Below are 12,989 nucleotides of genomic sequence, written 5' to 3'. Positions count from 1 at the left end.
AGCCGCATCCTAGCGAGTATTGTCGTCCGTATTTTGTGACTGTATGTTGACGAAAAAAGTAATGTTTGCGGGGTCGCAGGTGCAGAGCAATCATTGTAACGGCATATGGCCTGCCGCTCGCCATGTTAGGCTCAGCCTACGCATTTTTGGCGACCTATCCTGCTGGTGATCCGGTGTCATGGACACCGCTCGCGTTCGTCATTGTCTCCGCCGTGGTCATTTTAGCGGGGATCCTGATCTCTAACCCTGGCCGTCTCGGTAGTCTGTTTGCCTGGCTCATGGGCCCCGCACTCTTCGCCCTACCCATCGTGCGAATGACCCTTTCCGGGCAAGGTTGGAATGAAGCCCTGGCGGCAGGCAAGGTGGACGTGATCGCAATCGATCTATGCCTGATGATCGCAGGCCTGTGCGGACTGTGGTTCGCATGGTCAAAGAGCGCACGCAGGCAGGTTAAACCGGCTGGACAACAAGTGGGTACTCTGAGCGAGGGGCCGGCCGAGTGAACATCCAATCTATTGTTGCGGTCGCAGGCATGATCACCATCGCAGGGCTTATCGTCCTCGCGCTGACGGACTCGAAACGACGACGGACGCGTCATAGGCCCAGAGCTGCGGCGACGGTTGTCCGTTATTTGGTATCAGCTGTAGCTTTGCTGCCGGGCATATGGCTGCTTGGCACGCTACAGGCCGCATCTCTGTTCATCTGGTTGGGCGTTGCCGCTCTGAGCGGGTGGGGTCTCACGGTGATCCTGCCGCGCACCAGCATGAAAGAGTAAGAAGACCGCCTCCCGTCGGGAGCTTATTGCCTCGGCTAAGGTAATAAAAAATGGCGGCAAGCGCGTTGTTACCACGCTTGCCGCCGCGATGTTTGTGCGAGTGCTTTAGCCTGCGAGCGGTGCGTATCCGCTAACATAGGTCGTCGTTGTCTGTGCCTCTTCAGGCGTACGTGCGATGCCGTGACGTCGCATCCAGGTCCCAAATTGCGGAGAGGACGTCAGGACGGCAAATGGTATCGCCAGAAGGAGGCCGCAGAGAACTGGTGCAGCCCAAGGCAAAGCCTGCGGAGCATAGTGCGCGAACACAGCAGTCAACACTGCGCCGAACAACGTCTGCGGCCACATAGCCCGTGCGGCTTCTGCCCAGCTGAGCCGGTAAGCATCCCGGGTCTGCCCGCCCCATGAGATGCGCGCGCCAAACAACAATCCGACCATGAAAATGGAAACGCGGAAGGCAACCACCGGAGCCATCAAGAGAGAGAAAAGGAACTCGACGAGAAGCCCTGCGGCGAATCTCATAGGCCCGCCAAGCCGCGCCACGCCGTTCGGCTCCAGTGCGATCTGGATGGCGCCTACGATTTTGGGCATGAGGCTTAGAATGAACATCGAGACGTAGAGACCAACCGCGAGTGTGGGATCGAACGTCTCCATGGTTTCCGTCGCGGCCTTGACCGCCGCCAGCGTCATCATCAGCATCCAGGCTACTGGCGCGATATACATCGCGATCGCTTGCGCTATCTGAAAGCGGCTGACAGTGGCCAGCCCCGGCATTCCGAGAAGCCGCCAGTACTGCATGTTTCCATTACACCAGCGTTGGTCGCGCTGCATATAGTCAAGGATTGTGACTGGGTTCTCTTCCCAGCTTTCCGTCTCTTCTGGAATAACACGCACTTCATAACCCCCGCGGCGCATAAGAACCGCTTCGACTTGGTCATGAGAGAGCAGATGACCGCCCAACGGAGCGCGACCTGGCAATACCGGCAGGTCGCAATGACGGGCGAACGCTTCGACCCGAATAACGGCGTTGTGGCCCCAGAACGGCCCGCAATCTTGCTGCCACCACGCACTTCCCAGCGTGAAAGCGCGCATGCCCTGCCGCATCCCGAACTGGAAGATCCGAGCAAATCCGCTTTCAGTGGGAGCACCAACAACAAGACTTTGCAGGATGCCGATTTCAGGATGCCGTTCCATCGTGGTGACCATGCGCACGATTGTGGAGCCGGACATCAGACTGTCGGCGTCGAGCGGGATCATAAGGTCATAGTTGCTACCGCGCGTCTCAACGAATTCCCAGACATTCCCAGCCTTGAAACCCGTGCGGGCGCTCCGTCTGCGATAGTAGGCATTTCCAAGCCCGGCAAACTGGTGGCGCTTGTCGGCAAAAAGCTGCTCTTCGCGCTCGGCAATCGCCGGGATGTCCGTATCGGACAGTACAAACAGATCGAAAGCCGCGCTCTGCCCCGTCTGTTCGAGGCTTGCCCGTATGGCCTCCAGCCGAGCGAAAGCCCGATCAGGGTCTTCGTTGCGAACAGTCATGAGCAGTGCGCAGCGTGACTTGATAGGAGCTCGAGGTGAGGCGTCAGACCAGAAGGGAGCGACAATCTTCGCCGGATCCCGGTAGGCTAGAGTTAGAAACAATCCGATAATCGCATTCCATGATGCAAGTACGGTCCAAGGCGCGCTGAGCACCACACATGCCATGATCAGGACATCGACCAGTGTCCAGCCGTCGCCGCCTAGCACTGTTGCTACGCCGGCAAACAACGCAGCCAGTGTCGCAATGTTCAGCCCGACCATGGAGAGGCGCCGAGCCGGCACAGTCCACCAACGAGGGTTGGATCGCGTATCTCGCGCAGAGAGACGCTCGCGCAGAACCTGCACGTCTTCCGAAGTATATTGCATTGTCGCTCTGATTAGCTGGTGTTTCGGGACGAATGATTGCCGCAGAAAGCGCCTCAGCGCCAAGTTGATTGCGAAACTCTAAAAGCCTGCGCCTAAGACCGTTTACGGTGTGCCCGGCAAGTCTGACGGCAAATCACGGTGGTAACTTTTGCCACCGCTTTGGACGGAAAGATGACAGAAAAAGGCTCTTTGCGCTCAGCGACATATTTGCACCACCGCTAAAAAGAAAATGCGCGCTTGTAGCAGGCCCTTTTTGATCGCCGGGCGAGTAATTTTTCAAAACGCTCAATATCAGCAATGTGCACTATTCCGCACTGCGACATTTGATACATACGTTTTGTGTCAGCTTATCTGTTCCTGCGCTCTTTCTAAGTTTACGCCGGCCTTCCGCGAGACAGGAAGTGGCGAAGAGAATTCGTTAAAAATTATGTAACAACAGTGTGTTGGCGGGAGACTTGTAGCTTGCACAACTTGGCCGTTATAGAAAGGTTGCTGGGATCGCCGGCGGAAAGAGATGCACCGGCAAACACGCTTTTGAGTTCAAGCCGTCCTGGCCATTCGAAACACGAAACAGGCGCTGCAAAAGTATCTGCTCATTTATTGTATTAAAAGAAGAAGACGCGAGTTTGAGGGTAATCTCAAAAGACCGCGAGACAGTTTTTTATTTATATTTTCTGGGGTGTGACTAGTTATCGTTTTAGATGTCAAACTATCGCCGTTTTGCGGAGATTGTGCAAAAATTGCGGCGGTCGAAACGTGTATTCGCCAAGGGACTACGCCGGCCCAGATTAGCTTCTACAAACGGCGACACAACAAAACGAAGATTATGCTTCGCCAGTTTAAAAGTGCCGCCGGCCAAGCAGCAAGATCCATACTTGGCTTTCTGCAAGGGCTAAGTAAGGTCTGGCCACTACTTAACAGTCGGCGGTTGTCGCCAAAGCCTTAAAAAGTTCCGCATGCTGATCTACTCAGTTCGAGTGAATTCAAGAGGCGAAACCTACGTTCCATCAGTCAACTGATTGAAATCATGCGGAAAATCCACTGAGATTGCTCAAATCGGCAACCCGTGGTTTAAGATTAATCGACCGACCGCCACGGCGAAATCCAGCTCAGATAGAGGTAATGGATGAGCGAACACGCTGCGTCCCAGAGTTTCACCAATGTGCCTTGCCCGTTTTGCGGCATGCTGTGCGATGACCTGGAAGTTGCTCGCTCGGATGCGGGTAGCTTGAAGGTCATAAAGAATGGCTGCCCGAAATCCAGCAGTGGTTTTGCCCGGTCTGTCTCCGGAGCAAAACCACAAATCTCCGGCCGCGACGTAGAGCTGAGCGAAGCTATCCAAAAGGTGTCGGAGCTGGTGCGGGCCGCGAAGCAGCCGCTCTACAGTGGGTCAGCGACCGACGTGGACGGCATGCGTGCCATCATGGCGCTGGCGGATCGCAGTGGGGGTACCGTTGACCATGCACTCAGCGCAGCTCTGGAACGCAATCTGAGCGTGCTCCAATCAGCCGGCTGGATCATGTCTACGCTCACGGAAGTCCGCAACCGGGCCGATGTGATCGTGATCGTCGGGACCGATGTGCAGAAAATGCATCCGCGGTTCTTTGAGCGGATCGTTTGCCCGCCGGAGTCGATGTTCGACACCACGCCCGAAAAACGGACGATAGTTTTCATTGGTGAGGGACTCGATACGTCGGGCGCAGTCGGGCCGCGCATCGGCGATGTCATCACACTGCCCTGCCCGAGCGACCAGATTGGAGATGTTCTGTCCGTCTTGCGGGCCCGCCTGCGAGATTTCCCGGTTTCAGGGCAAGACGTGGCGGGGATCGCGATAAGCGATCTTGAATCGTTGGCCGCACTCCTGCGAGACGCTCATTATAGTGTATTGGTCTGGTCTCCTGCGGCGTTTGATTTCGCCAACGGCCACCTCGCCGTGCATACGATCAGCGAAATCGTCAAAGACTTGAACACGACAACGCGTTCAGGCGGTTTGACGCTCGGCGGCAACGAGGGCCTGACCACGGCCAGCTCGCTGTGCAGCTGGCAAAGCGGCTTCCCGCTCCGCGTAAGCTATGCAACCGGGAAGCCGGACTACGATCCGGCGATCTATTCGGTAGATCGTATGGTGACCGATGGAGAGGGGGATTTGCTTGTCTGGGTCGCCTCCATATCCACTCAGCTAGCCCCGCCTGAAACTAATATCCCTACGGTAGTGCTCGGTACGCCGGGACTGCAAGTGAAACGCCAGCCCGAAGTGTTTATTCCGGTAGGTACGCCGGGTGTAGATCACGTTGGGCGCTTGATCCGCGTCGACAGCGTCGTTTCGCTTCCGCTGCAGAATTTGCATCGCTCCGAACTCCCGCGCGTCGCTGACGTACTACAGGCCGTGCGTGCAACACTCTAATCTCCGGGACGCTTAATAATGCTGATAAAGCTCGCTAACGCGAAGGTCTACGATCCGGCTAATGGCATCGACGGAGAAGTTCGCGACATCTATATCCAAGATGGTCGGATTGTTTCGCCGCCGGCAGATGCGCGCGTCGATCAGGAATACGGGCTTCGTGGAAGGGTCGTAATGGCTGGCGCCATTGATCCCCACACGCACATCGGTGGTGGCAAGATGACCATCGGCCGGATGATGCTGCCCGACGACCATCGTGGTCATGAGGTTGCGCACACCGACATTACACGAGCTGGCGGCGGTCACGCGGTTCCGTCCACGCTCACGACCGGCTACCGGTACGCAGAAATGGGCTACACCGCCTGCTTTGAGCCCGCCATGCTGCCTGCCAACGCGCGCCAGGCCCATATGGAAATGGGCGACACGCCGATGGTCGACAAGGGCGCGTTCGCAATGCTGGGCAGCGATGACTTTTTCTTGCGCCAGCTCGCGGGACGGCAGGATTTCGCAGCCATCAAGGATTACATCGCTTGGACGATGCACGCGTCGCAGGCAATCGCTGTCAAGGTCGTCAATCCGGGCGGGATCAGCGCGTTCAAGTTCAACCAGCGTAAGTTAGACCTGGACGAACAGAACTCATACTATGGCGTCACGCCACGCGATATCCTCGTCACGCTTGCGCGCGGATTGAAGGAACTGGGCGTCGCTCACCCCCTCCATGTCCATGGCTGCAACTTGGGCGTTCCTGGTAACGTCGAAACGACCCTCAACACCATCCGGGCAATGGAAGACCTGCCCGTCCACCTGACCCACATCCAGTTCCATAGCTACGGCACGGAAGGGGACAGGAAGTTTTCCTCAGGTGCGGCACGCGTTGCCGAAATGGTCAACCAACACAAGAACGTCTCGATCGACGTCGGGCAGGTCTTGTTCGGCCAGACGTGTACGGCCTCCGGCGACAGCATGCGCCAGTACGGCAATACAAAGAGCGCGCATCCCAACAAGTGGGTCGTCATGGACATCGAGTGCGATGCCGGTTGCGGTGTCGTTCCCATGCGTTATCGCGACAAGAGCTTCGTCAACGCTCTGCAATGGGCGATTGGCCTTGAGACCTTCCTCTTGATCGACGATCCCTGGCGCATCTTCTTGACCACAGATCACCCGAATGGCGCACCGTTCACGTGTTACCCGCATCTTATCAGGCTGTTGATGGACAAGGGCTTCCGCAACGACATGATGCAGAAGATCAATCCGGATGCGGCCGCGTCCAGCACGTTGAGTACGCTGGATCGTGAGTATACGCTTTACGAGATTGCGATCATGACCCGCGCTGGGCCTGCACGGAGTCTGGGCTTGCGGGATCGCGGCCATCTTGGCGTTGGTGCATGTGCGGACATCACCGTCTATGAGGATAACCCAGATCGCGAAGCCATGTTCGCGACACCACTCTTCGTGTTCAAGAACGGCGAATTGATTGTTCGCAACGGCAAAGTCGTCCACGTCACGCAAGGCGCAACGCATGTCGCGCGGCCTGACTATGATCCGGGGATTGAGCGGTCGTTGAAGGACTACTTCTCACGCTACGGCACTGTGGCGATGGAGAACTTCAAGCTGTCAGACGAAGAGATCATTGGCGGCGATCATGGCAGCATCATCATCCAGCCGACGGGCGCGCGCGTTTAGCAACGCGTCGCCGCTTACACGTTCGGACGTTACGATAGTCCAGACCGCCGTCTTAGGCGGTCTGTTGCGCCATTTCGTTCAGTGAAGCGAGAAGACCGTCTTCAATGCTGACACCGTCGCGAGCGGCGGCTTCACGCGTCTCGCGACGGCTTGCACCCGGCAGGCGGGTCCCTATATCGGCTTCGATCGTGCTCGCAAGAAGCTCGATTTTCTGAGCAGCCGCCGGACCTCCAAAAGCTCCCGGATCAATTGCGATGAGGAATTGCCCGATTCCGGGAGGATTGCCCTCGCCGTCAAAGAGGGAGGTCGCTTCGAAGGCTTGATTGGCGCCGGTCAATGAGCCCGCGAGGATTTCTACCATCAGCGCGAGAGCCGCACCCTTCGGGCCTCCGATCGGCAGAACAGTCCCCTTAAGCGCGGCTTTGGCGTCCGTCGTCGGGCGGCCTTCGGCATCGTTGGCCCAGCCCTCAGGAATAGGCTCGCCGCGTTGAGCTGCAGAGAGGATTTTGCCGCGCACAACTTGCGAGAGAGCCAGATCGATAATGATGGGCGCACCGTTGGCGCGCGGAGCCGCGAAGGCAATGGGGTTGGTTCCGAAAACGCCGCGCTTGCCGCCCCAGGCTGTCATCGCGTGCGGGGTATTGGCGAACATCATCGCCATCATGCCGGCATCAGCGAGCCGTTCCACCGCTTGCCCGAGCGCACCGGCATGATGTGAGCGTACGAAGCCGGCCGCCGCGATCCCGGTCTCATGCGCGAGTTTGGGCAGTTCCTCGGTCGCCAACTCGAAAGCGCGAAACGCAAAGCCGTTCGCGACGTCGATCATGAGACTGCCGGGGCGCGTTCGCGTCATCTTCGGCTTCGCGTGACCATCGACCTTACCGGTCCGCGACTGGGCGCTGTAAGTCGCGACGCGTACGACGCCGTGTCCCTTCTGCCCGTCGATGTCCGCTTGCACCAAGGCTTTGGCAACGGATTGGGCATTCCATTCGCTGGTATTGGCCGCGATGAGGCAACGCTCGGCAAGCGCGCGCAGCTCCTCGACTGGAACTCGGGTGGTTGTCATGGTGTCTCGTTGTTGTTCAGGACGTTAAGAACGTTTTCGACCGTCACAGCGCTGATGCGAATATTAGCCTCGCGTGTCACGCCGGCGATATGCGGCGTTAGAATGACGTTCGCAAGTCCTTTGAATGCAGCAGCAGAATCCTTGTCTATCGGCTCAGTCTCGAACACATCCAGCGCCGCGCCGGCCAAATGCCCGCTCCGCAAGGCTGCAGCAACGGCGGCTTCGCTGACAATCCCACCCCGCGCGGTATTGATCAGAATAGCACCGGGCTTCATGGAATTGATTTCACGCTCTCCGATGAGGCCGCGCGTGTCATCCGTTAAAGGGCAGTGCAGACTGACGACATCGGATCGCGCCAGCAGGTCGTCCAACGAGACGTGTTCCGTTTGCGCCCAGGCGGGACTGTCCGCTGGCACGAAGTCATCATAAGCCAGCGTGACAAATCCAGCATTGCGCGCAAGCTCGCCGGTTGACTGGCCGATGGACCCGAAGCCGATCAGGCCGAGAACCTTACCGGAAATTTCCTGGCCCTGGCTCATTTCTGCGCGCGGCCACTCACCGTTTGCGAGCCGCTGCGAGCCAAAAAATGCGGTCCCTCGCAAAAGTAACATGGAGGCACAGAGCACATACTCCGCCACCGAAACGGCATTACCACCGGTTGCGGGAAGCACGGCGATATTGCGGGCACGGCAGGCGGCAAGGTCGATGTTGTCGAGCCCGACGCCAAGGCGTCCGACCGCGCGCAGCCGGGGTGCCGCCTCAATGACCTCTGCGGTCACCTGGGTGCGGTTGCGCACGATAATGGCTACGGCGTCGGTTAGGGCAGCCTTAAGTTCTGCAGGCTTGTCCCACAATGTCTCGTCGGACAGCACGTCGTACTTTTCTCGCAACGCTGCCACGGGAGCGGCGTCGATGAATTCGGAGATAACGATATCTGGCATGGCTTAGTAGTCCAACAGGCGGCGGATCTCGCTGTACATCTTCGGTTTCAATTCGATGCCCAGGCCGGGATCTTCAGGAAGGGTGGCATAGCCGTCGACGATGGGAAGTTTGTCGGCAAAGCCACCATAGGGCTGGAACACGCCCGGGTAGCTCTCCGAGCCGCCCATCTGCAGTCCGGCAGCCATATTCAGCGCGAGCTGGTGCCCGCCGTGCGGGATGAGACGCCGCGGCGACCATCCATGCGCTTTTACGACGTCGAGGAAACGGAGATATTCGCTCAGGCCGTAAGATAACGCCGGATCGACTTGGATCCAGTCGCGATCCGGACGCATGCCGCCGTACCGCAGAAGATTGCGCGCATCCTGATGTGAGAACAGGTTTTCACCCGTGGCGATTGGGCCCGCGTAGTGTTCGCACAAAACGGCATTGAGCCGGTAATCCAACGGGTCGCCAGCTTCCTCATACCAGAACAAGCCATAGGGCTCCATTGCCCGCCCGTAGGCGAGGGAGGTTTCGAGATCAAACCGGCCGTTGGCGTCGACAGCCAGATGGCTTCCGTCGCCGACGACCTCAAGCACAGCTTCGATCCGCTTCACATCGAGAGCTAAATCGGCCCCGCCGATCTTCATCTTGACGTGCTTGTAACCTTGCTCCTGGTAGCCGTGCATCTCGGCCTTGAGGCCGTCGAGTTCTTTCCCAGGGTAATAGTAGCCACCACCCGGATAGACGAGTACACGCTCATCAAACTGTCCTCCGTTGTACCGTTCGGACAGAAGGCGCCAGAGGGGCTTGCCGGCAATCTTCGCGGCAGCGTCCCACACGGCCATGTCGAGCGCGCCGGCGGCGTGAGCCCGATCTCCATGGCCACCCGGCTTCTCGTTTGACATGAAAGTACGCCAGACAGCTTGCGGATCAATTGTTCCGTTTGCTTCATCCGCATAGGTCGCCGGGTCCGCCTCCAGGATGCGCGGGATGAAGCGCTCCTTGATGATGCCGGTTTGCGCATAGCGGCCATTCGACGAGAACCCGTAGCCAATGACGGGCGCGCCATCGCGAACGACATCTGTTTCGACCGCGACCAGATTGATGGTCATGGTCGAGAAGGAAATGTACGCGTTGCGTATGTCGGACGCGATCGGTCCGATGCCCGTTCGGATATTCGTGATTTTCATTGCGTCTAGAAGCCTGTCCAGAGTCCAGTGGGGAGGGGAACTTGAAGTGCGCGCGAAAAGAGAAGGTAGAAACCTCCAACGATCACCGCGCCGGCGACGGGATAGACGACCAGGCGATAGGGCGTCCAGGGATCGTACATCGCAGTAACGAGGATCACCGCAAATGCGATGAGGCCAGCGAGCAGAAAGCCGAGATAGGGCATCGCCAGTGCTCCGCCCAACATTGCCGCGGCAAGCACGATCCGCCGGAATGTTGAGGCGCCGGAGGCGGCTTGTCCATTCGTTTTACCAAACCCGAAAAGCCACTGCAGCGCGAGGACGATCGAAAGCGCCATAAGCACGATGGCAATCGTCCGTGGGAAAACGAAGGAATCGGCATCGGTGTAGCTGGTCGTGTCCCACAGGACTAGGGTGGCAAGACCGGCAAAGGCGGCAGCCATAAAGGGCGTTGCGGTATCTCGGGCCTGCGACTCAGCCGTCATTTGGGCGCTCCTTCTTGCCGCGAATGAATCGAACCAGAGAAGGTCCGAACAGCGAGAGGACGATAAAGAGGATTATTGCTATCGAAATTGGCCGGCCAAAGAATATGCCGCCAAGGTTGTGCGTGGCCGCCCCGATGGTCCAGGCTTGGACGAAGCCTTGCTCGGCAATAGACCCAAGGATTAGGCCGAGAACGATCGGTGAAGCGGAAAACCCGAACCGGCCGAGAACCCACCCGATGCAGCCGAGAATAACCATGATTGCCACGTCGGAGGTCGAGTTCCGTATGGAATAAGACCCGATCAACGTCATGAAGGCGACCGTCGGAACCAACAGAGCCTTCGGAATGGTAATGATCGTTCGATAAGCGTAGCGACCGATCAGCAAGCCGACCGGCAGCATGAGAATCGTCGCGAGAAACAAGCCCCATATAAACGTGTAGACGATCGAGCCTTGGCTCGTGAAAAGGTTGGGCCCGACTTTCACACCTTGAACCAGCAATGCACCGAGGATAACCGCGTCAGGTGGCGTTCCGGGAATGCCGAGAACCAATGTCGGAATGAAACCTCCGCCGACAGTGGCATTATTTGCGGATTCGGAAGCCTGGATGCCCTCAGGTGCACCTTTGCCGAATTTCTCGGGATTTCTCGACGAGCGCATCGCTTCCGAATAGGCAACAAGACCTGCGATCGAACCGCCAGCTCCTGGCAGGATGCCGACGAACGTCCCGACAATCGATGAGCGCATCAAGTTGAATTTGTGTTTCCAGGAAAGCGCGAGGCCTTCGCGCAAACGCAAACCCTTGCTTTCTTGAGTCACCTTAAGATGACGCGCTGGCGTTGCGACCAGGTCAATCAAAACCGGTATACAATACAGCCCGATCAGTGCCGAAACAGTCTCGATGCCGCCAATAAGCACCTGGGAACCGAAGGTCAGCCGGATATCCGCGCTGACTTCAGCGACTCCCACCGTTGAAAGCAAAAGCCCCAGGCAACCACCCATAAGCGCCTTGAGCAGGTTCCCCTCGGAAAGGGAAGCAATCAGCGACAGACCGAAGACAGCGAGCCAGAAGTATTCCACCGGACCAAAGGCCAAAGCCACACCGGCGAGCGGCGGGGCTAGCACCATTAGGAACAGGGCGCCGACCAGGCCGCCGACAACCGAAGCGAGACACGCAATCGTCATAGCGAGATCGCCGTCGCCCCGCTTGGCCATCGGGTAGCCATCGAAAGTCGTGGCGATGGCGGAAGGTGTTCCGGGTGTGTTGAGAAGTATCGCGGCATACGCGCCGCCATAGATGGCACCCGTGTAAATCGCACCCATCAAGATAAGTGCCGAAGCGGGCTCCATCGAGAATGTGATGGGAACGAGAACCGCCACGGCCATCGTCGCGGTCAGCCCTGGTAGGGAGCCGACAATTGTGCCGGCTATTACGCCTCCCAAGGCCAACAGGACATTGAAGGGGCTCAACGCCGCTAGCAAGTGCTCTATCGCGGCCATGAGTACCCCCTCAAGCCTGCTATTGGACTAGACGCAAAAGCTATTTGATAACGTCGGCTTCCTTCGCAGCTTCAGCATATCCTTTGGCCTTTTCTGCGAGAAACGCTTCCATGCCATCGACGCCGACATCAACGAGCGAAAACCCGTCAGCTTCCATGCGCTTGCGGAATTCCGGATCGGCATTGATTTTGCCAATCATATCCGAAAGCTTCTTTTGGATTTCTGGTGGGGTAGATTTGGGTACTGCGATTCCGCGATAGGCACCGGAGACGATGTCGAACCCGAGTTCCTTAAAAGTAGGAACGTCAGGGAAAGCGGGGTGGCGCTCTTCCATGGCGACGGCAAGCATGCGGGCCTTGTCGGCATGTTTGGCACCCACGGATGTGTAGCCCCAACTTGCCACAACCTGATTGCCAAGCAGGGCCTGAACCGCTGCACCCGTCCCCTTAAACGGTACGTAGGTTGTTTTGACACCGGCAAGCTTATCAAATGTCACCTGTGCCAAGTGATTGGCCGTGCCCTTGCCCGATCCGGAGAAGGTCAGCTCACCCGGCTTTTCCTTGGCGAACTTGATGAGGTCGTCGAGCGACTTGAACGGGCTATCATTTGTGACGACGATGGCATCCGGCGTGTAGTGGAACATATAGAAGCCGGCGAGGTCTTCTGTCTTGAAGCCAACATCCTTCTGCATCGGCTTGATGATGATATGCGGAAGGTTGATGCCCATGATCGTATAGCCGTCATTCGGCATCGAATTGAGCTGGGCCCATGCCGTTGCACCACCGCCGCCGGGTTTATAGGAAATAACCAGGTCCTGGCCGAACATCTTCTTGAAGAACGGCTGCTGATGCCGTGCGGTGATATCGGATTCACCGCCGGGTCCGAACGGAATGATGTAGTTGATGGGTTTAGAAGGAAAGTCGTCAGCTTGGCTAGCTATCGTGCCGAAGCCGAGAGCCAGTGTCGCCGCAGCGATTGTCTTGAAAAGAGATTTGGATCCAGACAACATTTTGAGTTCGTCCTCCCTTGGCTATTCACCTGGAGAAGCTAGGAAGCGATATCGCCGAG

Annotated in this window: 11 protein-coding genes; 4 read left to right on the top strand and 7 right to left on the bottom strand. The window is 57.8% G+C overall.

Features of this window, described 5'->3' with window-relative positions:
- The first annotated feature begins 122 nt into the window (after nucleotides 1-122).
- On the top strand, nucleotides 123-503 hold the full coding sequence (locus BLS30_RS01855; protein WP_046478000.1) for a hypothetical protein: 381 nt from the start codon (nucleotides 123-125) through the stop codon (nucleotides 501-503).
- On the top strand, nucleotides 500-775 hold the full coding sequence (locus BLS30_RS01850; RefSeq protein WP_046478001.1) for a hypothetical protein: 276 nt from the start codon (nucleotides 500-502) through the stop codon (nucleotides 773-775). Before BLS30_RS01855 ends, BLS30_RS01850 begins: the two co-directional genes overlap by 4 nt.
- 105 nt (nucleotides 776-880) lie before the next feature.
- Here BLS30_RS01850 and mdoH read toward each other — a convergent pair whose 3' ends face one another.
- On the bottom strand, nucleotides 881-2,677 hold the full coding sequence (gene mdoH / locus BLS30_RS01845; protein ID WP_052743796.1) for a glucans biosynthesis glucosyltransferase MdoH: 1,797 nt from the start codon (nucleotides 2,675-2,677) through the stop codon (nucleotides 881-883).
- A gap of 1,126 nt (nucleotides 2,678-3,803) precedes the next feature.
- Here mdoH and BLS30_RS01840 point away from each other — a divergent pair.
- Together BLS30_RS01840 and BLS30_RS01835 are read left to right on the top strand one after the other, a co-directional pair.
- On the top strand, nucleotides 3,804-5,081 hold the full coding sequence (locus BLS30_RS01840) for a formylmethanofuran dehydrogenase (protein ID WP_090226197.1): 1,278 nt from the start codon (nucleotides 3,804-3,806) through the stop codon (nucleotides 5,079-5,081).
- An 18-nt stretch (nucleotides 5,082-5,099) separates the two neighbouring features.
- Entirely contained in the window at nucleotides 5,100-6,761 is a 1,662-nt protein-coding gene (locus BLS30_RS01835; protein ID WP_046478003.1) for a formylmethanofuran dehydrogenase subunit A, read from the top strand.
- A gap of 52 nt (nucleotides 6,762-6,813) precedes the next feature.
- Here the strand turns inward: BLS30_RS01835 and BLS30_RS01830 are convergent, their stop codons facing one another.
- The 6 genes from BLS30_RS01830 to BLS30_RS01805 are packed head-to-tail and all read right to left on the bottom strand — an operon-like array spanning nucleotide 6,814 to nucleotide 12,930.
- The gene (locus BLS30_RS01830) at nucleotides 6,814-7,827 is read right to left on the bottom strand and encodes an Ldh family oxidoreductase (RefSeq protein ID WP_090226194.1); all 1,014 of its coding nucleotides are present in this window, start codon (nucleotides 7,825-7,827) and stop codon (nucleotides 6,814-6,816) included.
- Nucleotides 7,824-8,768 carry a hydroxyacid dehydrogenase gene (locus tag BLS30_RS01825; RefSeq protein WP_090226191.1) on the bottom strand — a complete coding sequence of 315 codons (945 nt, stop codon included), beginning with the start codon at nucleotides 8,766-8,768 and terminating at the stop codon, nucleotides 7,824-7,826. Before BLS30_RS01825 ends, BLS30_RS01830 begins: the two co-directional genes overlap by 4 nt.
- A gap of 3 nt (nucleotides 8,769-8,771) precedes the next feature.
- Nucleotides 8,772-9,941, bottom strand: coding sequence for a mandelate racemase/muconate lactonizing enzyme family protein (locus BLS30_RS01820; protein ID WP_090226187.1), 1,170 nt, complete (start codon nucleotides 9,939-9,941; stop codon nucleotides 8,772-8,774).
- Between the two features lie 5 nt (nucleotides 9,942-9,946).
- On the bottom strand, nucleotides 9,947-10,423 hold the full coding sequence (locus tag BLS30_RS01815) for a tripartite tricarboxylate transporter TctB family protein (protein ID WP_046478007.1): 477 nt from the start codon (nucleotides 10,421-10,423) through the stop codon (nucleotides 9,947-9,949).
- Nucleotides 10,413-11,921: a tripartite tricarboxylate transporter permease gene (locus BLS30_RS01810; RefSeq protein WP_046478008.1), complete on the bottom strand. Its 1,509-nt coding sequence runs from the start codon at nucleotides 11,919-11,921 to the stop codon at nucleotides 10,413-10,415. The genes BLS30_RS01815 and BLS30_RS01810 overlap by 11 nt, the downstream gene beginning before the upstream one ends.
- A 40-nt stretch (nucleotides 11,922-11,961) precedes the next feature.
- The gene (locus BLS30_RS01805; RefSeq protein WP_090226185.1) at nucleotides 11,962-12,930 is read right to left on the bottom strand and encodes a tripartite tricarboxylate transporter substrate binding protein; all 969 of its coding nucleotides are present in this window, start codon (nucleotides 12,928-12,930) and stop codon (nucleotides 11,962-11,964) included.
- Nucleotides 12,931-12,989 lie beyond the last annotated feature (59 nt).

It is taken from the genome of Filomicrobium insigne (assembly GCF_900104305.1).
GTDB classification, from domain to species: domain Bacteria; phylum Pseudomonadota; class Alphaproteobacteria; order Rhizobiales; family Hyphomicrobiaceae; genus Filomicrobium; species Filomicrobium insigne.
The sequence above is the reverse complement of the archived record's forward strand: the minus strand, read 5'-3'. Positions and strand labels throughout refer to the sequence as shown.

Excerpts from the sequence above, each read along its gene's own strand:
- BLS30_RS01820 (WP_090226187.1), bottom strand. The coding sequence starts at position 9,941 with ATGAAAATCACGAATATCCGAACGGGCATCGGACCGATCGCGTCCGAC.
- BLS30_RS01810 (WP_046478008.1), bottom strand. The coding sequence starts at position 11,921 with ATGGCCGCGATAGAGCACTTGCTAGCGGCGTTGAGCCCCTTCAATGTC.
- BLS30_RS01825 (WP_090226191.1), bottom strand. The coding sequence starts at position 8,768 with ATGCCAGATATCGTTATCTCCGAATTCATCGACGCCGCTCCCGTGGCA.
- BLS30_RS01830 (WP_090226194.1), bottom strand. The coding sequence starts at position 7,827 with ATGACAACCACCCGAGTTCCAGTCGAGGAGCTGCGCGCGCTTGCCGAG.
- BLS30_RS01855 (WP_046478000.1), top strand. The coding sequence starts at position 123 with ATGTTAGGCTCAGCCTACGCATTTTTGGCGACCTATCCTGCTGGTGAT.
- BLS30_RS01840 (WP_090226197.1), top strand. The coding sequence starts at position 3,804 with ATGAGCGAACACGCTGCGTCCCAGAGTTTCACCAATGTGCCTTGCCCG.
- BLS30_RS01805 (WP_090226185.1), bottom strand. The coding sequence starts at position 12,930 with ATGTTGTCTGGATCCAAATCTCTTTTCAAGACAATCGCTGCGGCGACA.
- BLS30_RS01815 (WP_046478007.1), bottom strand. The coding sequence starts at position 10,423 with ATGACGGCTGAGTCGCAGGCCCGAGATACCGCAACGCCCTTTATGGCT.
- BLS30_RS01835 (WP_046478003.1), top strand. The coding sequence starts at position 5,100 with ATGCTGATAAAGCTCGCTAACGCGAAGGTCTACGATCCGGCTAATGGC.
- mdoH (WP_052743796.1), bottom strand. The coding sequence starts at position 2,677 with ATGCAATATACTTCGGAAGACGTGCAGGTTCTGCGCGAGCGTCTCTCT.